This window comes from Vibrio sp. SALL6 (assembly GCF_002002385.1).
GTDB lineage: Bacteria > Pseudomonadota > Gammaproteobacteria > Enterobacterales > Vibrionaceae > Vibrio > Vibrio parahaemolyticus.
The window spans coordinates 1-20,623 of sequence record NZ_MQVK01000028.1 but is presented as its reverse complement, the minus strand read 5'-3'; the positions used below and the strand labels follow the sequence as shown (position 1 = coordinate 20,623).

Here is a 20,623-nt window from a genome sequence, read left to right as displayed (position 1 = left end):
TTCTGCGCAATACCTCCAAGTTTGTTATTGACCTTAGGTATATTGTGGGTTTACTCAACTTTACGAATATTGACGTTGCATTACGCTAGAAAAACTAAGCTAGAGTTGTCGTCAATTTGAGAGTGATGTTCATGAAAACTGTACGAAATTTTGTATGGATGATAATTGCCGCCGTGTCTGTGTTGTGGTGGATGAGTGAACCGCAACTGCTGTCCTCGACCCAATTCTTCCAATGGCGTTCCGCGCTTATTCAATATTCTGGTGTTTTGTCGTTGGCTTTGATGTCTATTGCGATGGTGTTGGCGCTGCGCTTACCTGTGATCGAGCAATGGGTTCACGGGATGGATAAGGCCTATCGTGTGCATAAATGGCTCGGCATTACGGGGGTTAGCCTCGGAGTCGTGCATTGGTTGACGTATAAAGTGCCAAAATGGCTAGTGTCGGCAGGAGTGCTCGAAAAACCAATCAAACACACCGGGGGTGGGCCTTCTGGGAACAACTTTGTCGGTTTAGAACTCTGGGTCAAAGAGCTGCGCGATGTGGGGCTTGGTTTGGGGGAGTGGGGTTTTTACCTGCTCTTAGCATTGCTCGTGGTGTCATTGTGGACGGTTGTTAAATACAAGCCATTTAAGTTGTCGCATCGTTTAATGGCTGCTGTGTATTTGATGATTGCTGTTCACTCCGTTTTGCTGATCAAACATGCGTACTGGGGTGAGCCAATTCATTTCGTTGCTTTGTGCTTTGCCTTGATGGGCTCTGCAGCTGCCGTTTATAGCTTGCTTGGTTTTGTCGGACGAGCAAATCGCCATCCCGCCAAAGTGGTGTCGACTCGCTACTTCCCTCAAGCGCGAGTGATGGAGCTGACTTTGGCGCCAAGCAATAACGGCCAAGGAAAAACTTGGCAAGGACACAAAGCTGGGCAGTTTGCTTATGTTCGTTTTGGTAATGAAGATCCGCATCCGTTTACGATTGTTTCAGGTGAGCATGAACCAGAGGTACGCTTTTTGATCAAAGAGTTGGGTGATTTCACTACGGATTTGTACCACAGGGTTAAAATTGGTGAAGACGTGATGGTTGAAGGCCCTTACGGACGCTTGGCATTTGACGTCAATAAGCCGCAGATTTGGATTGCGGGTGGTGTTGGGGTCGCATCGTTCTTTGCCATCTTAGCATCACTCAAATCGCTAAAAACGCATCCTCCTGTGCATTTGTTTTACTGCACGCGAGGTTTGGACAGTCACTTAGTGGACGAGTTGTGGAAAATGGCACGTCTTGCGCAAGTGAAGCTGAACGTGATTGATACGGCGGTGTCTCCTCGACTTAACGTAGAACGTATCGCGAGCGAATGTGGCGATTTAGCGCGTTATGAGTTCTATTTCTGCGGGCCTGAGGCTTTTTCGCAAACACTGAAAAAAGAGTTGAATGCTTATCGCGTCGATACCGAACTTCATTACCATGAAGAGCTGTTCGTCATGCGATAGTGGCAGGGATGAACGAAACAAAAAGGAGCTGAGTGCAGCTCCTTTTGTCTTGTTGTATTTATGTCTAACGTATTGTCATCGTTAGATTATCTTGTTTAAGCCGAAGCCTACTTATAACCTTACAACTTCACTTTTTTGACCATGCCAGCTTCTGCGTGGCCTGGAATGTTACAAGCAAACTCTACGTTGTTGTCTCCGTGGAAGTGCCACAAAATCTGTTTTGCTTTACCTGGTTCTACGGTGACAGCATTGCCTGAGTCGTGCATGTGATTACCTGACATGTTTTTCATCATCTCACGGTGCTCAAGTTGCTCTGCTGCAGAACCGATGGTGAACTCATGATCGATTTTGCCCGTGTTCATCACCACGAATTGCACGACGTCGTTCGGTTCGATTTTTACGTCTTTCTTGAAGGTGATTTTCATGTCATCGCTCAAAATCACATGGACGACTTTATCCGGTTTCGCCCCATTCGCTGGCATACCCACGGCTGACATTCCTGCCATGCCTTGCATGTTGGAGTGATCCATTTTTGAATGATCCATCGGCATCTCGTCCATGTTCATGTTATCCATCGACATCGAACCATGGTCCATTTTGCCGTGATCCATGTTGTCGTGGTTCATGTTCGAGCTATCCATTTGCGCGAATGCGCCGGCTGATACCATAGTTAGAGCAAGAGTGATAAGTGTCTTTTTCATGTTGATTTCCTTTACTATCAATGAGGTAGTGCGCCATTGCGGTTTGTACAATGGCGCTTGTTGTTTATTTCTCTGGGTTTTGAGTTTTGTTGACTTCTCGCTGCTTCCACAGTTTGAAGATTGCTGGTAACACCAGCAGAGTCAGTAGTAGGGCAGAGGCCATGCCGCCAATCATTGGTGCAGCAATGCGCTGCATGACTTGAGAGCCAGTACCTGAGCCATACATGATAGGGATAAGGCCAATGATGACCGTGAGAACCGTCATCATGACCGGACGCACACGCAGCCCCGCGCCTTCTCGAATGGCATCGGTTAAATCACCAATTTGCAGAGCTTGTTGGTTTTCTTCTGCGTGAAGTTTTTTGTGGTGCCACGCTTGGTTGAGATACACCAGCATGATGACGCCTATTTCCACCGCAACGCCGGCGAGGGCGATAAATCCGACCCCCACAGCGATGGAGAAGTTGTAGTTGAGGTAGTGCATCAACCACAAGCCACCAACCATCGCTAAAGGCAGAGTCAGCATGATGATCAGCACTTCACCCACACGGCGGAAGCTGAAGTAAAGCAACATCATGATGATCACCAAGGTTATCGGAACGACCACACTCAAGCGATCTTTCGCGCGTTCCATGTATTCGTATTGACCAGACCAAGCGAGCGAATATCCAGCAGGGAGCACCAGTTGGTCAGCCACTGCTTGCTGCGCTTCCACCACGTAAGAACCAAGGTCGCGACCATCGATATCCACAAACACCCAGCCGTTAGGACGAGCGTTTTCAGTTTTGATCATCGGCGGACCGTCTTCGTAACGAATGTCGGCGACATCAGCGAGTGCAATACGCGCTCCATTTGGTGTCACTAGCGGTAAGTTTTGCAGCTTAACCACAGAGTCACGGTAGTCTTGCGGGTAGCGAACGTTAATCGGGTAGCGTTCCAAGCCTTCAATGGTTTCTCCTACATTCATACCACCGACAGCGGTTGAGATGACTTGCTGAACGTCTTTGATGCTCAATCCATATCTCGCAGCAGCGCGGCGTTTAATGTCGATTGTTACGTAGCGGCCACCGGCTACACGCTCGGCATAAACCGATGAAGTGCCGCGAACGTTGTTCAAGATAGGTTCTAACTGCGCACCAATCTTTTCGATCTCTTTCAGGTCTGGGCCTGCGATTTTGATCCCGATTGGCGTCTTAATGCCCGTCGCAAGCATGTCGATACGCGTTTTGATCGGCATTACCCATGCGTTGGTTAGCCCCGGGAACTGCACGAGATTGTCGAATTCTTTGCGCAATGACTCTGTGGTCACGCCTTCACGCCATTGGTCATGAGGTTTGAGCTGAATTACCGTTTCAATCATGGTGAGTGGTGCAGGGTCGGTGGCGGTTTCTGCACGGCCAATCTTGCCCCAAACCGTTTTGACTTCCGGTACGGTTTTGATCAGCTTGTTGGTTTGCTGAACCAACTCACGTGCTTTACCAATGGAAATGCCCGGGTAGGTGGTCGGCATGTACATCAAATCGCCTTCATCCAATGGTGGGATGAATTCGCTGCCTAGTTGGCTAGTTGGGTAGTACGCCGATGCTAATAGGCCGAGCGCCAGTACGATCATCGCTTTCGGATATTTCAAGCTCAGATTAAGCAATGGACGATACAGCGCAACCAGACCACGGTTCACAGGGTTCTTATGTTCTGGCAGTATTTTACCGCGAATAAAGTAACCCATTAGAACTGGCACGAGCGTGATCGCAAGTGCTGCCGCTGATGCCATGGCATACGTCTTGGTAAAGGCGAGAGGAGAGAACATCTTGCCTTCTTGACCTTCCAGTGCAAACACTGGAACAAAGCTTAACGTGATGATAAGCAGCGAGAAGAATAGGGGAGCGCCCACTTCTTCAGCGGCTTTGCCAATCACTTGCCAGCGGTTCTTATCCGTGAGTGGCGTTCGCTCAATGTGCTTGTGAACGTTTTCTATCATCACGATGGCACCATCCACCATTGCACCGATGGCGATGGCAATTCCTCCGAGCGACATGATGTTGGCATTAATGCCTTGAGAATGCATCACGATGAACGCTGCAAGGATGCCTACAGGCAAGCTCAGGGCGATAACCAATGAAGAGCGAATATGGAACAAGAACAGTGCACAGACGATGGCTACGACGATGAACTCTTCCGCTAATTTCTTCCAAAGGTTGTCGACAGCTGCATTGATCAGCGTAGAACGGTCGTAAGTGGTGACGATTTCAACTCCATCCGGCAAGCTACGCTGTAAATCTTCCAACTTGTCTTTAACTTTGCTGATCACTTCACTTGCGTTTTCGCCATAGCGCATCACGATCACGCCACCCACCGCTTCACCTTCGCCGTTAAGCTCAGAGATGCCGCGACGCATTTGCGGACCTAAGTTGATGTCAGCAATGTCGCCCAATAAGAGCGGTGTGCCTTTGTCGGTCACTGTAAGCGGCAGCGATTTAATGTCTTCGATGCTGGTCAAGTAACCGGTGGTGCGAACCATGTGCTCAGCTTCAGCAACTTCCACTACGGATGCCCCCGTTTCTTGGTTGCCGTTTTGAATCGCCATGTTTACTTGTTGCAGCGTTAAGTTGTAAGCACGCAGCTTCGCCGGATCAATCTGGACTTGATACTGCTTAACCATACCGCCTACGGTTGCGACTTCAGAAACGCCATCGACGGTTTGCAGTTCGTACTTTAAGAACCAATCTTGCAAACTGCGCAGCTCGGCAAGGTCATGTTGACCCGTTTTGTCTTGCAATACATAGCTGTAGACCCAGCCCACACCCGTTGCATCTGGGCCTAAGGTTGGTTTTGCACTTGGTGGTAATTTAGGTGCAACTTGGCTTAGGTATTCCAAAACACGTGAACGTGCCCAGTACATGTCGGTATCGTCGTTGAAAATGATGTAAACGTACGAATCCCCAAAGAACGAATACCCACGAACGGTTTCTGCACCCGGTACGGCGAGCATCGCGGTGGTTAGTGGATAAGTCACTTGATCTTCCACCACTTGCGGTGCTTGACCCGGGTAGCTGGTTTTGATGATCACCTGAACATCAGAAAGATCCGGAATTGCGTCAACAGGCGTATTCTTTACACTGTAAAGTCCTGCTAAAACAAGCATTAAGGTCGCGATCAAAACCATAAAGCGGTTATTGAGTGACCAGCGGATAATTGCTCCAATCATAGTTAGCCCTCGATCGCTTCAATTTGTTTTAAAACGTAGTCAGAACCTTGTTTTTCAACTAGAAATCGGACTTTCTGACCTTCCTTGAAACCGGATAAATCCACTTCATCACCCACAGAGAAGTTCATTTCACCGGCATCCCAGCTCCATTCTGAAACCGGAAGGTGATTGAGCGTGATCATGCCAAAATCCGCCATTAGCATGCTGATGTCTCCCGTTACCCAAACGTCAGTCGCGAGAACGGTGTCATCGGCTTTGTAATCAACGATTTCGTATTGACCCGATGCGGCTTTTTGAATTTCGAACTCAATAGCTTGGCCCTTTTTCAGCGAGCCCATATCGACGCCGTCAGCGAGGGTAAAGTTCATAACCATCCCCGGCCAATCCCACTCTGGTACGGGCTGGTGGTTGATGGTCAACATGCGATGGTCTTTCATCACATCAGTGATCTCGCCCTTCGTCCAAGCCGTTTGTGCAGTGGCTTCGGTCGGTGATGAAATGCGCGATAGATCAGCCGTTTGGCTCGATTCTGAATCCAACATAAAGTGAGCTGAGGTTACGATGCGATCGTCTTGAGTCAGGCCTTGTAGTACCTCGATTTTGTCGTCAGCTTCACGCCCGACTTCGATGCGCGTTGAGCGGTATTTGCCGTCTCCTTCAGACAGCACGACGCGAGTCATACCCCCCGAGCGGATAACGGACGACTTTGGAATGGTTAACACCGCGTTGTCGCTGACAGGTTGCAAGGCAATATTGGCGAACATGTTCGGTTTCAGCTCGCCATTGGGATTAGAGAATTTAAGACGAACACGAAGCGTGCGCGTTTTAGGATCCAAAATTGGATACACATAATCGACGCTGCCTTGCCACTCTTTACCCGGAATCGCATCCAACGTCATAGTGGCGTCGCTGCCTGCTTTCATCCAGTGAGCTTGGCGCTCAAACACTTCGGCATCCACCCATACGTTTTCAAGTGGGCCCGCGCTGATCACCGCTTGAGCAGGGGATAGGTAACCACCTTCACGAACGTTCAAGCTCGCGATGACGCCATCTTCCGGAGCTTTAATTTCAATAGTTTGTGATGCTTTCCCACGTTGAGTGATGGCTCTGATTTGAGAACGATCAACACCCAGTGTCACCAAACGTTCTGTCGCGCCTTTCACTAGGCCACTGCGCCCAGTTCGGTAGGCGTTCAGCAGCTCTTCTTGTGCTTTGACTAGCTCAGGCGAATACAGCGTGAACAGCACATCGCCTTTGTTGACCTTTTCACCCACGGCATTGATGTAAAGCTTTTCGACCCAGCCCGCCACGCGAACGTTGGTTTGCCACAAATGACTTTCGTCAAATGCGATATATCCGACAGTTTCAATTCGAGGTGAAAGTTGCTCTAAAGAGACTTGAGCGGTTTTTACACCTAAGTTGTTTTCAACTGATGGGGCAATTTTTACCGTGCCGGGTTTGTCTTGTTCACCTGCGAGATCTTCGGCGTACACTGGGATCAAGTCCATGCCCATTGGCGATTTGCCCGGTTTGTCGCGCTTATAATTTGGATCCATTGGCGCAACCCAATAGAGTGGCTCGTTTAAGCTGCTCGCAGCGCTACCGCTTGTGCCGCTCATGTCGTGGTTTGCACCAGATAGATACTGATTAACGCCAAACCCTAGTGCCCCGCCAACAAGCAGAGCGATGGTTGCTATCTTGATTGAATTTGAATTCATTCCTAATTCCTTATTTTCCCCATGAGGCATGACAGCGATGTTGATTGTTTATTGGTGTGCATTCGCCATCGTCCCCAAACTTGGGTTCTTTCATGTTTTTGTTTTAGTTCGCGCTTGCTTCAGGCGTGATGTTGGGTGTGGATACTTGATATTCGAAACCACCCAATAAAGCCGCTAAGTTGCTGTTTACGATGTTTAAATCGGTAATAAGACGTTGCTGTTCGAGCTTTAGCGCCAGCTCGTCTGTGCTTGCCATGATCACGTCGTTAAACTGTGCGGTGTTGTTTTGATAACCCCTTTCTACCGCGTGAATTCGAGCTTGAACTTGGGGAAGTAAGGTGGATTGATAACGCTCTAAACGCTGACTCAAGTTGGCGCGATCAACCAGCAATGTGTTGACCTTCGCGTTCATCTGAGTCAGTAACGTATCTTTTTGTGAGCGAGCGGCACCCACTTGATACTGGGCGGCAGCTAAGTTGCGGTCTTGGCGATTGCCAGTGAACAGGGGAATGTCCATTGTTAAATACGCGCTCACCAAATCCGATGCAGGTTCGCCTTTCATATTGTTGGCTTGACGATAGGCGTACATCACTTCCACACCGAATTGAGGCGTGTAGGCTTGCTCTGCAATGTCCACTTGAGTTTCATTGGCAGAAATACTTACGTCTGCCATTTTCACCATCGGGTGATCACTCAACTGTTGGTAGTGCTTGGTCGTTTCGCTATTTGCAGACAACTTTTGGTTCAATGACGCCCAAGTCAGTGTGTTGCTGGCTTGAAGTGTTGAGCGTCCGTTTTGGGTATAGGTATTGAGCCAGTCAGAGCCCAACCATTCTGAGAGTTGCGAGACCAAACGGCGCTGCATTTGTGCGTTGGCTTGCAGCTTTTCATCCAACTTACTCACTTGAAGCTGTGCATTCAGTAAATCTTGCGCTTCGCTTTTGCCGATTGAGTAATTGGTTTGAATGAAGTTTTCCATCTCCGTCATGAGCCGACGGTTTTCTAGCAAAATTTGCTCTGCCTTCTGCTGATAGCCTAGCTCCAACCAAAGCTGAGTCATGCTGTTTGCCACTTCAAGCTCCCGTGCGTGAACTTGCAGAGACAAACCATCGGCTTGTTGATTGGCTTTCTTTTGTTGAAGGTTGAGCGTCGAGCCACGTTCGAACTGTTGCATCAAACCGACGGAGATATTGGTCATCGGATCTTCGTCAAATTTGAAGCTATCGACAGGCAAACCACTAAAACCGACTTTCAGTTTCGGGTCCATCAAGGTTGCGCTGGCTACGCCTGTTTCACGCATCGCTTCCGATTGAGCATAGAATTGCTTGCGGTTGCCATCGTTGCTCAACGCGATGCTAATGAGGTTTGCTAGCTCATTGGTTGATTGGGCTTGGATTGACTGAGCTTGCGCTTCTTGTTGTGCTTTCGTATTGGCTGGCGATTGTGCCACCACATTGAAAGCTGGTAGGGCAACCAGAGCCAGTGAGCATACTGGTGCCACTAAGCGATTTGGGTTGAATTCCATAATTTACATCCAAATTGATACCAAGCTCTTTTGCGTTTCGGGAACGATTGAACTGAGCGGGAGAGCGTTGGTATTTGCCAAACGGATGACGCACTTTTTTATCGCTAAATAGCAGGTAACAAATGAAGTTACGAGCGTATAGCTGAGGTGAGCACGCTATCAGTTGGGCGCAAAGAAACTGCCTGCAAAAGGATGCAGGGTCGAATGCTTTGTATGGATTAAACTATCGGAGGCCGATACAAATCATGGGTGACTTGTACCACTGGTGCGGTGATTTCTGAGGCAATGGATGCGCGATAAGCCAGTGGGGATAGCTGGCTGACAGGGGCTGGTAACGGGACGAAAACGAATGAACAAGATGCTGTGCAGCAATTGTGGATCATGCCGGAGCCATCAACACAGCTCATGGTCATTTCTGTAGAGTCGGAGCTCAACGATGAGGCCATCTCCATGCTCGGGGAGCCGCAGTGATCGTTCGTGCTTGCCATTTCTGTCATGTGTTCAGGCATCATAGCGCCACTCGACATCATTTTGATACTCATTAAAGGCGCGCTGTTAACCACGCTAGATACCAGCAGTATCAGCGTTGTACATAACGTTAGCCAAATTGTATGCAGTGATTTAAGGCGCATACGGAGTCCTGTCAAAATGAGTGTAAATAACGAGTAACCGCTTAATAATAAAGGTTACCCTAGGGGGAAAGTCAAGCATTCACCCCCAAGTAAACGTGAGATATTTGGTGCATCTTGGGAGAGGTTAGACATATTAATCGCCAATAAATATCTCTTTATTGAGTTTTTTGTCACACGAACTTTCCATGGTAGGGGTTATCCTTATAGAATGTAAGGTTTAACGTGCCTGCTTCGGGGGTTGTATGATAGAAATTGTCATCGATGGAAAATATAGAATTGTAGAAGAGGGGCTAACCCTTCTGGAAGCAGCCAAAGTGTGTGGGGTCGAAATCCCTTCACTGTGCGGAATGAACAAAAGTAACGAGAAAATTCCGTGTGATTTGTGTGTTGTCGAAGTGGAAAGTGACGGAACTAAGCGCGCCTGTGACCTCAAAGTGTACCGCGGTCTCAATGTCGTCACACAATCAGAACAACTGAGCGAGCACCGCAGAAAAGCGCTCAACCGAATCATGACGGACCACTACGCCGACTGTGAAGCGCCATGCAAAACGGCGTGTCCTGCTGGAGTAGACATCCAATCTTATCTCTACCATATCTCGCAAAACGATCATCAAAAAGCGATTGAAGTTATTAAACGCACACTGCCAATGCCGTTGTCGATTGGGCGCGTGTGTCCGGCATTCTGCGAAAGTGAGTGTCGCCGTTCTTTGGTGGATGAGCCGATTGCCATTCGCCAACTCAAACGCCATGCCGCAGACGCAGATTTAGCGGCGCATGAAGCGTATGTCCCAGAGAAAAAACCAGCGAAGCATCGCAAGATCGCCGTTGTTGGTAGTGGCCCCGGTGGCTTAACGGCAGGTTATTACTTGTCGAATGAAGGTTATGACGTCACCGTATTTGAGTCCATGCCAAAAGCAGGTGGTTGGCTACGCTACGGCATTCCTGAATATCGCCTACCCAAAGACATTCTAGACAAAGAAATCGAACTGATGTGCCGCAACGGCATGCAAGTTGAAACCAACAAAAAGCTTGGTGTTGATTTCACGCTGTCTCAATTGAGTGAAGACTACGATGCTGTCTGTTTGGCAGTGGGGGCGTCTCAAGCGGTAGAAATGAATTATCCTGGTAGCGACTTGGACGGCTGTTATCTCGGTGTTGATTACCTGAAAGATTACGTTACAAAACAAAACTATGTTACGGGCAAAAAAGTTGCCGTGATTGGTGGTGGTAACACTGCGATCGACTGTGTGCGTACGGCGCGTCGTGCGGGTGCCGATACCACTTTGATCTATCGTCGAACTCGCGACGAAATGCCAGCTGAAGACTACGAAATCGTCGAAGCTGAATATGAGGGCGTGACGTTCCATTTCTTGACGAATCCGGCGGAAAACATCGCGGATGAAAACGGCCGCGTGAAGGCAATTCGATTAGAACGAATGGCGTTAGGTGAGCCAGATGTGTCTGGTCGTCGTAGCCCGAAACCAACGGGTGAGTTCTTTACTGAAGCATTTGATACCGTGATTGCAGCAGTATCGCAAAAGCCGGATCTCAGCTTCTTAGAAAACGATGACTTGTCTATTCCACTAACGCGTTGGAACACATCTGAATCCGATGCGCAAACCATGCACACGGGTACGGGCAATATCTTCAGTATCGGTGATTTTCGTCGTGGTCCTGCGACAGCGGTTGAAGCAGTGGGTGATGGGCGAGTTGCGGCAAAAGCGATTGATCTGTTCCTCAATGGCGATATGGCGGATATGCCGAAACCTGCGTTCAACTCTCGTAAAGAGAAAAAACTGGCGCAGGTAGACCCACTTCATTTCGAAAATATCCAAAAAGTTGCTCGTTCAATCATGCCAGAGTTGACCCCAGCGCAGCGTGAGCAGAGTTTTGCTGAAGTGGAACTGGGCTTTGATAACGAAGAGGCCATGAAAGAAGCGGCGCGCTGCTTAGAGTGTGGTTGTCAAGCGAATACCGACTGTGCCTTGCGAGATTACTCAACGGAATATCATGCCGAGCAACATTTCGATGTTTCCGTGGACGTTTCCTCTGCTAGCGTGATTGGTCATCAAGATTGGCTCGATTTGCGAGCGAAAGATCTTCGTCATAAATACGAAGTAGACCGCAGTTCTGAGTTCATTGAATTTGATGCTAACCGCTGCATCAGTTGTGGTCAGTGTATTCAAGCATGCCGCGAGCAAGCGGTACATGGTGTGTTGAGTTTTGTGTCGGATAAAAATGGCCGACCAGCTTTACGACCAGATGATCGTCCACGATTCCGCTCCGATGAAAAAGGCGCAAGTTGCAGCGGTTTGACGCTCATGGGTGATTCAAAATGCGTGCAATGTGGGGCGTGTGTTCAGGCATGTCCTACGGGCGCGATGGTGGACAGCCGTGACCGCTCTCAAGGCAGAACCGAACAGCTAAAAGCCGTCGATACCATTTGTACCTATTGTGGTGTGGGTTGTAAGTTGACCATGTTTGTCGATGAGCGACATAACAAAATCCGCTATGTAAAAGGGGCGGATTCGCCGGTTAACCAAGGTATGCTGTGCGTGAAAGGCCGTTTTGGTTTTGACTTCATTAGCAGCGAAGAGCGTTTAACGACACCACTGATTCGTAAAGATGGTTGGTTGCAGCCAGCAACTTGGGACGAAGCGATTCAGCTAGTGGCTTCGAAGCTTTCGACCATCAAGCAAGATTTTGGTAGCAACGCACTGGCCGGATTCTCTTCAGCGAAAACCACTAACGAAGATAACTACGCGTTTCAAAAATTCATCCGTCGTGAACTGGGTACGAACAACGTTGATCACTGCGCACGTTTGTGTCACGCATCAAGTGTGACAGGGCTTGAAGCATCGTTGGGGAGTGGTGCGATGACCAACGACATTCCAAGCATTAAGCATTCCGATGTGATCTTTATTATCGGTTCTGACACCACATCTGCGCATCCGATCATCGCTTCGCACATCAAACAGGCGATTCGTCATCACGGGGCACGCTTGATTGTGGCAGACCCGAAACGAGTAGACATGGCCGAACATGCAGAGCTGTACTTAGCGCATCGACCGGGTACGGATGTTATGTTGCTCAACGGCGTGATGCAGCAAATCATCAAAAATGGTTGGTACGATCAAGAATACATCGAAGAGCGCGTCGACGGCTTTGATACCTTGCTTCAAGAGGTGATGTCGCCAGCGTACAACCTCGACAAAGTTGAGTTAGTGACGGGCGTAAAAGCGGACGATATTTTCGCGATGGCGCGAATGATTGGTACGGCAAAACGCACGGCGGTGTATTACTCAATGGGTATTACCCAGCATACAACAGGGCACGACAACGTTCGTTCGATTGCAAACCTGCAATTGTTGTGTGGCAACATCGGTATTGAGGGTGGTGGTATTAACCCACTGCGCGGTCAATCAAACGTACAAGGTGCGTGTGATATGGGTGCTTTGCCGAACTGCTATCCGGGATATCAAAAGGTGTATAACCCGATTGTTCGTCAGAAATTCGCGATTGAGTGGGATGCGCCGAACTTACCTTCTGAGCAAGGGCTTACCCTAACGGAAATCATCGATGCGGCGTGCAAACGAGAAGTTCGCGGGATGTACATCATGGGCGAAAACCCAGTACTGAGCGATCCAAACCAAGCACACGTGATTGAAGGGTTAGAAGAACTCGACTTCTTGGTCGTGCAAGACATCTTCCTCACCGAGACGGCGCAGTACGCCGATGTGGTATTGCCTTCTTGTTCATTTGCGGAAAAATCCGGTCACTTCACCAATACTGAGCGACGCGTGCAGCGCGTTAATGCGGCAGTGAAAGCGCCGGGTGAGGCGAAAGAAGATTGGTGGATCATTCAAGCGATCGCAAACGCGATGGGCAGCGATTGGCATTACCAGTGTGTTTCTGAAATCACTAGCGAGATCGCGCGTGTAACGCCGCAATATGCAGGGTTGCGTTGGGACGCGATCACGCCGAACGGTGTTCAATGGCCAAGTAACAAGAACAATCCAAACGGTACTCGTATTATGCACCAAACCCAATTTACCCGAGGGAAAGGGCAAATGGTGGGCGTGCCGTTCCGTTATGCAGCTGAGTTGCCTGACGAAGAGTATCCTTTGGTGCTTACAACAGGGCGTGTGCTAGAACAATTCCACACCGGTACGATGACACGCAAAACGAAAGGGTTGGATAACCTTGCTGGGCCAAGAGCGATGATCAGTGTTGAAGATGCCGAAGCAATTGGTATCCACAATGGTCAGCGCCTAAAAGTGTCGACTCGTCGTGGCAGCATCGAAATTGATGCGTTTGTGACCAAGCGAATGCAAAAAGGCGTCGTGTTTATTCCGTTCCATTTCGTTGAGTCGCCAGTCAACCGCTTGACGACTACGGCAACGGACCCGCATGCGAAAATTCCTGAATTCAAAGTCGCAGCGGTTAAGATTGAAATCAGTGAAACGGCCGCTCAACCAGAGCCTGTCGAGGAGGCGGTACACCACGTCTAACATCAACGCTTCACGCACTGGCGAGTTGAGAAATTGCATTTAAGCTTATGATATGTAATAGCGAAACGAGCAGTGCGTGTGTCGAGCGTTTTTAAGTGGATCATATTGCTCCTACCCGCTCTTATTTGGCTGGCGGTCAGGCAAATTGAACATATTTGGTGGGCGGAGAATCTTACCTCGATTCCCGCCTTCATTGTGTTCACTTACGTTGTTTTAGCCTCGGCGTTTTTTATCGTTCGCCGATGGTTGCAAAGTGCATTTTCTGCCTTTATCGCTATTTTGTTTGTCTTGTTACTTGTTCCGCCGCAGCGCAGCCATGTGGCGTCTTGCTCGCAGTCTTTGAGCGTCATTCAATTCAATCTTTTTTACGAAAACTCAGACATCAATCAGTTCATCAACTATCTGTTGAGGCATCCTGCTGATTTGGTGGTGATGCAAGAGCTGACGCCGCGTGCTGGCAGCCTTTTGCACATGTTGGATGATGTCTATCCGCATTATTATGGTGGCCAACGTGACGTAGGGTACCCTTCAAATTTGATGATTCTTAGCCGACACCCCATCACGGAAGTTTCGGTTTATCGTGCGCCAAATGGACAAGAAGTCATCAGAGCGGTTTGGCTGCCTAAAGGTCAAGCACCGATCACTTTGTTTGCGGCTCATCCACCGTCACCAAGAACCAGCGAGCTTTGGCATCAAAGAAATGCGTTGGTGCGAACCATAGAAACGCTGACCGCGCTTTATCCCGAGCCAGAGGTGTTGGTTGTGGGGGATTTCAATCTCTCCTCGGTTAGCCCTCGTTTTTCTACGCTGTTCCCGAGTTTTCAAACCGCGCCAGTGACGAGCTGGCCAACTAACATCAAAGGCATCAACGTGCCAGAGCCGATGATGATAGGCATTGATCATTTGTGGCTAAAATCTGAGCAAGGACAGCGAATCATTTGCTCTCGTGAATCCTCTGCTTTTCCACAAGGCTCAGATCACCGCATGGTGACAACCCAGATCGGTGTGCATATTCCATAGTTCAAGCTCTTAGAATTTGTTGTGTTTCATAAGTAAAACCTGTGCTGAGCTTGTCATAGAATTGACTGTCTCTGACGATCCTCTGTTATTTGAGCAAGTTCTATAACCTAAACTTTGCTCGCTTCCTATACTGAATTAACGAAGCAGAGTTTTTATAACAACAAGAGGCAGCTTGCATGACAAGAACAACCTCATTTGCACTCGTTCTATTACTGATGTGCGCATACTTTGGTTACAACCGTTATTACGTGTATCCGCAGCAGTTGGAAACACAGGCCAAATCCATGTTGATACAAATGGCAAATCGCGAAGAGTGGATGGATGTGTTTGAAATGATGAACCGCGTAGAAGCTCACAAAGGGCATTTAGAGCTTGCTGCGCATGTTAAATCCTCTGATGGCAAGCGTGCTTACAGTGAAGGGTTCATCACCTATACCGACCGAGACGGGATGGTATGTAAAGAAGTGGTTTTTAACTTCAAAATTAACTCGTTGAAGAACTACAGCATTTCTGACTTACGCGATTGTTCTTTTGGAGAATATTACTAAACCGAATCGTGCCATTGAGCATTGCCTGTTAGACATTCAAATTTCCAAACAAAAATAGCCTCATTGTCGAGGCTATTTTTGTTTCTACGGAAGATAAAAATGGGCAACTTTAATCGAGCGATTTCTTAAACCTTAGTGACGCGACGACCAATCCAAATACGGTAAACCCGAGCAACCAAAGGGTATCTCGCCATAAGTCCATCAGATCCGCTCCTCGCAACACTATGCCTCGAATCATGCGCATAAAGTGAGTGGCGGGCAGGGCTTCTGAAATCCACTGTGCAGCGACTGGCATGCCCTCGTAAGGGAACATAAATCCAGACAGCAGAATCGAAGGCAGAAGAATGAACACCGTCATTTGCATCGCTTGAAGCTGTGTTGTGGCGATGGTGGATATGACCAATCCTAAAGTTAAGCTGGCGGCGATAAACAACAAGGTTCCAAACAGAATTTGGCTGATTGCACCGTTAATTGGTACGCCGAAAATCCAATGTCCCAACCCTAGAATGATGAAAACCTGAATTAAGCCGACAAAGATATACGGCACGATTTTCGCCACCATTAGCTCTATTGAGTGGATGGGCGTGGTGATCAATAGCTCCAAATTTCCCCGTTCACGTTCTCGTACAATCGCGGCACTGGTGAACAAAATCATCGTCATGGTGAGAATCACACCGAGTAAGCCGGGTACGATATTGACCGCAGAACGCCGACTTGGGTTGTAGTAGAGTGCGACTTCGAATGTTTTGCTTGGCGCTGGGCGAATCTCGAAATCAAAATCGGTCAATGGCATGGTTTGCAACGACAATATTGCCGAGCTGATCATGGTATCTGACCCATCCACAATCCATTGGCCAAGCTCTCGACCTTGCATCATGCGTTGTGTGAGATCGCTTGGCAAAATCAGCACGGCGCGCACAATACCATCTTGAATCGCTTGTTCAGCCTCTTGCGCGGTGGCATAGGTTTCTTTGATATCCACCACTTGAGTGACTTTGACGGACTGGGTAATGATCCGCCCGGCGGTACTGCCACTTTGGTCGACAACACCTACCGGAATGTTGCGAATGTCCGTATTGATTGCGAAACCGAACAGCAAAAGCTGGATAAGTGGGATCATCACCACCATGCCAAATGTGATTCGGTCACGGGAAAGTTGGCGAATCTCTTTGATCATGACGGCTTTCATGCGAGCGATAGGTTTCATCATTGGCGGCCTTTCCCTGTCACGCTGACAAAAACATCTTCTAAGCTTGGGCGAGCGTGGTTCATTTCAGCGTTTTGAAGTTCGGGAAACGTCTGCTTTAACCATTCAATCGGCTGCTCGACATGCTGGTGGATAAGGATGCGTAAACGAATCCCCAACTGCGCCGCAGAGCGAACTTCGTCACGTTGAATCAGCTTTTCTTTGAGTTCACGAAGTTTGTCGGCTTTCACCTCAATGATATTAACGCCCATCTGTTCCATTAACTGTTCGGGTTCGCCATCGGCACGAATTTCGCCCGATTCCATGATCGCCAGACGGTGGCAGCGTTCCGCTTCGTCCATGTAATGCGTGGTGACCAAAATCGTCGTACCTTGATCGCACAAGTCGAACAACTGCTCCCAAAAATCGCGGCGATTTTCGGGGTCAACGGCGGATGTCGGCTCATCCAAAAATAGCAGTTCGGGTTTGTGCATGGTCGCGGCGGCGAGTGAAAGGCGCTGCTTTTGACCGCCACTCATACCGCTTACGCGCTGTTTTCGCAATTGATCCAACCCGTAAGTGGTGAGCTGCTCTTCGATCCGCTCTTTCAGCGACTTGCTGCTTAAACCAAAAATTTGCCCAATAAATTCGAGGTTTTCTTGAACGGATAGGTCATCGTACAACGAGAACTTTTGTGTCATGTAACCAATTTTGAGTCGCAGTTGTTCGGATTGTTTTGGGATTTCTAATCCAAGCACATCCACACTGCCTTCGCTTGGGCTGAGAAGGCCGGTGAGCACACGAATGGTGGTCGACTTACCACAACCATTTGGCCCCAAAAATCCGTAAATACTGCCTTTGGGCACGTTGAGTGTGATGTTATTGATAGCAGTAAAGTCGCCGAACTTTTTGACCACATTTTGAGCTTGAATTGCATACTCGGTCATTGGCTTATTCCACCAAATCTACTTGGGCAGGCACACCTGACGGCAACGTTTTTGCAGAGTCAGGTAAATCAACTTCTGCTAGATACATCAACCGTGAACGTTCTTCTTCGGTTAGTGCGAAGTAGGGCGTGAATGAAGGCTCACTAGCCACCCAACGTACGGTGCCTTGTAATGGACTCTCAAGGCCATCGACATTTACCGTCACGGTTTTCCCAGGAATAAACCCGATTCGATAATCGGCAGGAACATACACTCGCGCATACGGCACGCGGTTGGCTTGAATCACGGCAACCACACCGTTCACTGGTACGCGTTCGCCAAGATTGTAAGGCAAATTATCGAGCGTACCGTCACGCGTGGCCGTGATGGTGAGTTCTGCCAGTTTTTGCTCTTGCAACGCTACTTCTGCTTTTGCCGCCATTAAAGCGGCTTTAGCTTGTTCGATGTCTTCGAGGCGAGAACCTGCGGTGAGCTTACTGAACTCTTCTTTTGCTGAGTCTAATTCGGCTCTCGCCGAGTCCCTTGCCGCAAGAGCGGAATCTTTTTCGGATTGACTGATGAGCTTTTTACGCACCAGTTCTGCTTTGCGTTGATAGTTTTTCTGCGCTTCGGTGAGCTGCGCTTCCGCTCGGGCTACGCGAGCCGATGCAGCAGCAATGTCTTCTGGGCGTTCACCATTGGTCAATTTAAGCAAATACGCTCCCGCTTTGGCTTGCTCGGCAACGGCGTGTGCAAGAACTGCTTGTTGATTCTTGGTATCGAGCTGAACCAACACTTCCCCTTCACTGACCAAGCTGCCTTCTTTGACAGGAAGGGCTCTAATTATCTCATTAGATGTGGCAGTAAATGTTACGCGGTCACGCTCTAAAGTGCCAAGCGCTTGGTGCGTGTTATCTTTTGAACAGGCGCTTAAAAGGGCAATAATCAATGTGCCAAAAATGATTCGCTTCATAGTGCGGTGCTTCCTTTGAAGAAGTAATGCATGAATAGATAACTTGCGAACGGGAGCGTGTTGATTGAGCCTGCCAACCCGTCGCTAACCGCCATCCATAACGATTTCTTTTTAGAGCTTAGCATTTTATCTACAAGCGATTCTTTTTAAATAGAGAGGCTTAGCGTTGGGAGAGGGCAATGAAGGCCTCAATTTAAAGAACCTTGACCAAGCTCCGGTTTTTATCGGCAAATGACATTAAAAAAGCCCAGCGATCATCGCTGGGCTTGAATAGATAAGAATGACGTGAGTGACTATGCAGTTTTGAATTGGCCGACGATCTCTTGTAGACCTACCGCCAGCTCACTTAAATCGCGACATGCAATTGCTGTTTGGCGTGAACCTGTCGCCACTTCGCTAGAGAACTGGTTGATGTGTTCCACGTTGCGATGCAGCTCTTCTGTTACCGAGCTTTGCTCGCTGCAAGCACTCGCAATTTGAATGCTCATTTCAGCAATGTTATCTGCGCCTTTTTCGATTTGGTCGATGGTTGCACCGGCTTTTTGTGCTTGCTCAACGCACTCTTGAATCAAATCGCTGCTGTTATTTGTTGCTGAAACGGCACTCTTCGAACAATTTTGCAGTTTAGAGATGATCGTGATGATCTCTTCGGTTGAAGCTTGAGTACGGCTTGCTAGCGTTCTCACTTCATCCGCTACGACGGCAAAACCACGGCCTTGTTCACCAGCGCGCGCAGCTTCAATGGCAGCGTTAAGCGCAAGCAAGTTGGTTTGTTCCGCGATGTCTTGGATAACGTCAACCACAACGCTAATGTTAGACGCATCTTGTTCCAGTTCTGTCACCATGTTGCCAACCGATTGAATCGCCAATGACGCTTCGTGGATTTGGTTAATACATTCTTGAACGACGCCGCGGCCTTCTTTCGCATCGTGAGAAGCACTGTTTGCCGTTTCTGACGCCGCTTCGGTGTTGCTGGCGACTTCATTTACTGTCGCTTGCATCTCGTTCATTGCTGTTGCGATAAGGTTTAGCTGAACTTGTTGTTCATCCATGCCTGTTGAAGTTTGTTCGGAAATCGCGCTCACTTCTTCAATGGCGGTGCCTACTTGAGCTGTGGTTGACGAGATACTGTCGACCAAAGTAAGCAACTTCGCTTGCATATCAACGCAGGCATCTGCCAAGGTGCCTAGCTCATCATGACCAATTTTGTTACGTGGAAGCTGGTAAGTTAGGTCGCCCGACGCGATTTTCGACGCCATGTTTACCACGTAATTTAGTGGTGTGCAGATCTGTTTGGTTAGGAATAGGCCTAGCGTAAAACTCAGTGCCAATAGCGCGACGATAGCAATAATGCTGTAGGTGATTGCGCTGCGCACTGCTTCATGAGCGCTAGCAATATCTTCTTGTACGTAGGTTTGGTTTAGTTCCACTAAATCACGAATCGCATCGGATAATTGTGTGAATGTAGAAAATCCGTTTAACAATGTTTCATTTGCTTCGTCGATTTTATTATTCAATAGCAACTTCGCGTATTCATTGTTAAACGCACTGTATTTAACCCAGGCACTTTTTACTTTATTGAAAGCGTCTCGGTCGCGTTGATCCCACAGTCCTTTCTCATATTGGTCTAGATATTTATCAATTTTCTGTTCAGATTTTTCTAATCCGGCTACCCATTCCATGAATTGAGGGTGATTCACATTAGTTAATAAAGAGAATTCATCCTTTCTTAAAATTCCGAGTTCAATTTCGGTATTTTTTACGAGCAATACGCTAGGTACGGTGGTTTCAGAAAATACGGTAAGCTTTCCTTCTATCATCTTGATTTCAGATGTAAAGAAAACGGAGAGAGCGATAACAGATAACGAAATGATCAAAATCAGCGCACTGATTTTATACTTGATACTTAAATTAGAAAGTTTCATAGACTCACTGATAATGGGGGTTTGAAAGGCTCGGAGTCTATTACTGAGATTTGAAATATAGTGTGATTAATGTCTCAAATAAATTTATCGTGAATAAAATTAAGTCGTAATCTAAATGTTCATAATTAAAATAAATCCTTGTTATTTATAAAATTAATTATAATTTATAAATAAATGGAAATTAATAATGTGTTTCAATTTGGTGTTTATAGGAAAATTAACTGTTACATGATTATTATTTATTTTATCCCGATTTTTGTTTCTTATTATAG

General features: G+C 48.0%; 13 protein-coding genes. 4 read left to right on the top strand and 9 right to left on the bottom strand.

Annotation, left to right across the window (positions count from 1 at the left end):
• Positions 1 to 131: 131 nt before the first annotated feature.
• Positions 132 to 1,481 (top strand): ferric reductase-like transmembrane domain-containing protein, encoded by a 1,350-nt coding sequence (locus BIW15_RS18400; protein ID WP_179115305.1) that lies wholly within the window; start codon positions 132 to 134, stop codon positions 1,479 to 1,481.
• A gap of 119 nt (positions 1,482 to 1,600) precedes the next feature.
• Here the strand turns inward: BIW15_RS18400 and BIW15_RS18395 are convergent, their stop codons facing one another.
• From BIW15_RS18395 to BIW15_RS18370, 5 genes are all read right to left on the bottom strand, one after another.
• On the bottom strand, positions 1,601 to 2,182 hold the full coding sequence (locus tag BIW15_RS18395) for a cupredoxin family protein (protein ID WP_023584633.1): 582 nt from the start codon (positions 2,180 to 2,182) through the stop codon (positions 1,601 to 1,603).
• 64 nt (positions 2,183 to 2,246) lie between these two features.
• On the bottom strand, positions 2,247 to 5,387 hold the full coding sequence (locus tag BIW15_RS18390) for an efflux RND transporter permease subunit (protein ID WP_077281418.1): 3,141 nt from the start codon (positions 5,385 to 5,387) through the stop codon (positions 2,247 to 2,249).
• Positions 5,388 to 5,389: 2 nt separating this feature from the next.
• On the bottom strand, positions 5,390 to 7,105 hold the full coding sequence (locus tag BIW15_RS18385; protein WP_031856070.1) for an efflux RND transporter periplasmic adaptor subunit: 1,716 nt from the start codon (positions 7,103 to 7,105) through the stop codon (positions 5,390 to 5,392).
• 103 nt (positions 7,106 to 7,208) lie between these two features.
• Complete coding sequence (locus BIW15_RS18380; RefSeq protein ID WP_179115304.1) at positions 7,209 to 8,630, bottom strand: TolC family protein; 1,422 nt, start codon at positions 8,628 to 8,630, stop codon at positions 7,209 to 7,211.
• Positions 8,631 to 8,848: 218 nt separating this feature from the next.
• Positions 8,849 to 9,262, bottom strand: a complete 414-nt coding sequence (locus tag BIW15_RS18370; protein WP_077281416.1) for a hypothetical protein — start codon at positions 9,260 to 9,262, stop codon at positions 8,849 to 8,851.
• A 242-nt stretch (positions 9,263 to 9,504) separates the two neighbouring features.
• Between BIW15_RS18370 and fdhF the strand changes: the two genes are divergently transcribed.
• The 3 genes from fdhF to BIW15_RS18355 all read left to right on the top strand — a co-directional run bounded on the left by fdhF (position 9,505) and on the right by BIW15_RS18355 (position 15,341).
• Entirely contained in the window at positions 9,505 to 13,773 is a 4,269-nt protein-coding gene (gene fdhF, locus BIW15_RS18365) for a formate dehydrogenase subunit alpha (protein ID WP_077281415.1), read from the top strand.
• Between the two features lie 72 nt (positions 13,774 to 13,845).
• Positions 13,846 to 14,793, top strand: coding sequence for an endonuclease/exonuclease/phosphatase family protein (locus tag BIW15_RS18360; protein ID WP_077281414.1), 948 nt, complete (start codon positions 13,846 to 13,848; stop codon positions 14,791 to 14,793).
• A gap of 176 nt (positions 14,794 to 14,969) precedes the next feature.
• Complete coding sequence (locus BIW15_RS18355; RefSeq protein ID WP_005487881.1) at positions 14,970 to 15,341, top strand: hypothetical protein; 372 nt, start codon at positions 14,970 to 14,972, stop codon at positions 15,339 to 15,341.
• A gap of 109 nt (positions 15,342 to 15,450) precedes the next feature.
• Here BIW15_RS18355 and BIW15_RS18350 read toward each other — a convergent pair whose 3' ends face one another.
• The 4 genes from BIW15_RS18350 to BIW15_RS18335 form a co-directional block, all read right to left on the bottom strand.
• Positions 15,451 to 16,548 (bottom strand): ABC transporter permease, encoded by a 1,098-nt coding sequence (locus tag BIW15_RS18350; RefSeq protein ID WP_005498311.1) that lies wholly within the window; start codon positions 16,546 to 16,548, stop codon positions 15,451 to 15,453.
• Entirely contained in the window at positions 16,548 to 17,474 is a 927-nt protein-coding gene (locus BIW15_RS18345; RefSeq protein WP_005487744.1) for an ABC transporter ATP-binding protein, read from the bottom strand. Before BIW15_RS18345 ends, BIW15_RS18350 begins: the two co-directional genes overlap by 1 nt.
• A 4-nt stretch (positions 17,475 to 17,478) precedes the next feature.
• Complete coding sequence (locus BIW15_RS18340; protein WP_077281413.1) at positions 17,479 to 18,426, bottom strand: HlyD family secretion protein; 948 nt, start codon at positions 18,424 to 18,426, stop codon at positions 17,479 to 17,481.
• 293 nt (positions 18,427 to 18,719) lie between these two features.
• Positions 18,720 to 20,351, bottom strand: a complete 1,632-nt coding sequence (locus BIW15_RS18335; protein WP_015312995.1) for a methyl-accepting chemotaxis protein — start codon at positions 20,349 to 20,351, stop codon at positions 18,720 to 18,722.
• Between the last annotated feature and the right edge of the window lie 272 nt (positions 20,352 to 20,623).

Coding starts and splice junctions, on each gene's coding strand:
- BIW15_RS18400 (WP_179115305.1), top strand. CDS start 132: ATGAAAACTGTACGAAATTTTGTATGGATGATAATTGCCGCCGTGTCT.
- BIW15_RS18395 (WP_023584633.1), bottom strand. CDS start 2,182: ATGAAAAAGACACTTATCACTCTTGCTCTAACTATGGTATCAGCCGGC.
- BIW15_RS18390 (WP_077281418.1), bottom strand. CDS start 5,387: ATGATTGGAGCAATTATCCGCTGGTCACTCAATAACCGCTTTATGGTT.
- BIW15_RS18385 (WP_031856070.1), bottom strand. CDS start 7,105: ATGAATTCAAATTCAATCAAGATAGCAACCATCGCTCTGCTTGTTGGC.
- BIW15_RS18380 (WP_179115304.1), bottom strand. CDS start 8,630: ATGGAATTCAACCCAAATCGCTTAGTGGCACCAGTATGCTCACTGGCT.
- BIW15_RS18370 (WP_077281416.1), bottom strand. CDS start 9,262: ATGCGCCTTAAATCACTGCATACAATTTGGCTAACGTTATGTACAACG.
- fdhF (WP_077281415.1), top strand. CDS start 9,505: ATGATAGAAATTGTCATCGATGGAAAATATAGAATTGTAGAAGAGGGG.
- BIW15_RS18355 (WP_005487881.1), top strand. CDS start 14,970: ATGACAAGAACAACCTCATTTGCACTCGTTCTATTACTGATGTGCGCA.
- BIW15_RS18350 (WP_005498311.1), bottom strand. CDS start 16,548: ATGAAACCTATCGCTCGCATGAAAGCCGTCATGATCAAAGAGATTCGC.
- BIW15_RS18345 (WP_005487744.1), bottom strand. CDS start 17,474: ATGACCGAGTATGCAATTCAAGCTCAAAATGTGGTCAAAAAGTTCGGC.
- BIW15_RS18340 (WP_077281413.1), bottom strand. CDS start 18,426: ATGAAGCGAATCATTTTTGGCACATTGATTATTGCCCTTTTAAGCGCC.
- BIW15_RS18335 (WP_015312995.1), bottom strand. CDS start 20,351: ATGAAACTTTCTAATTTAAGTATCAAGTATAAAATCAGTGCGCTGATT.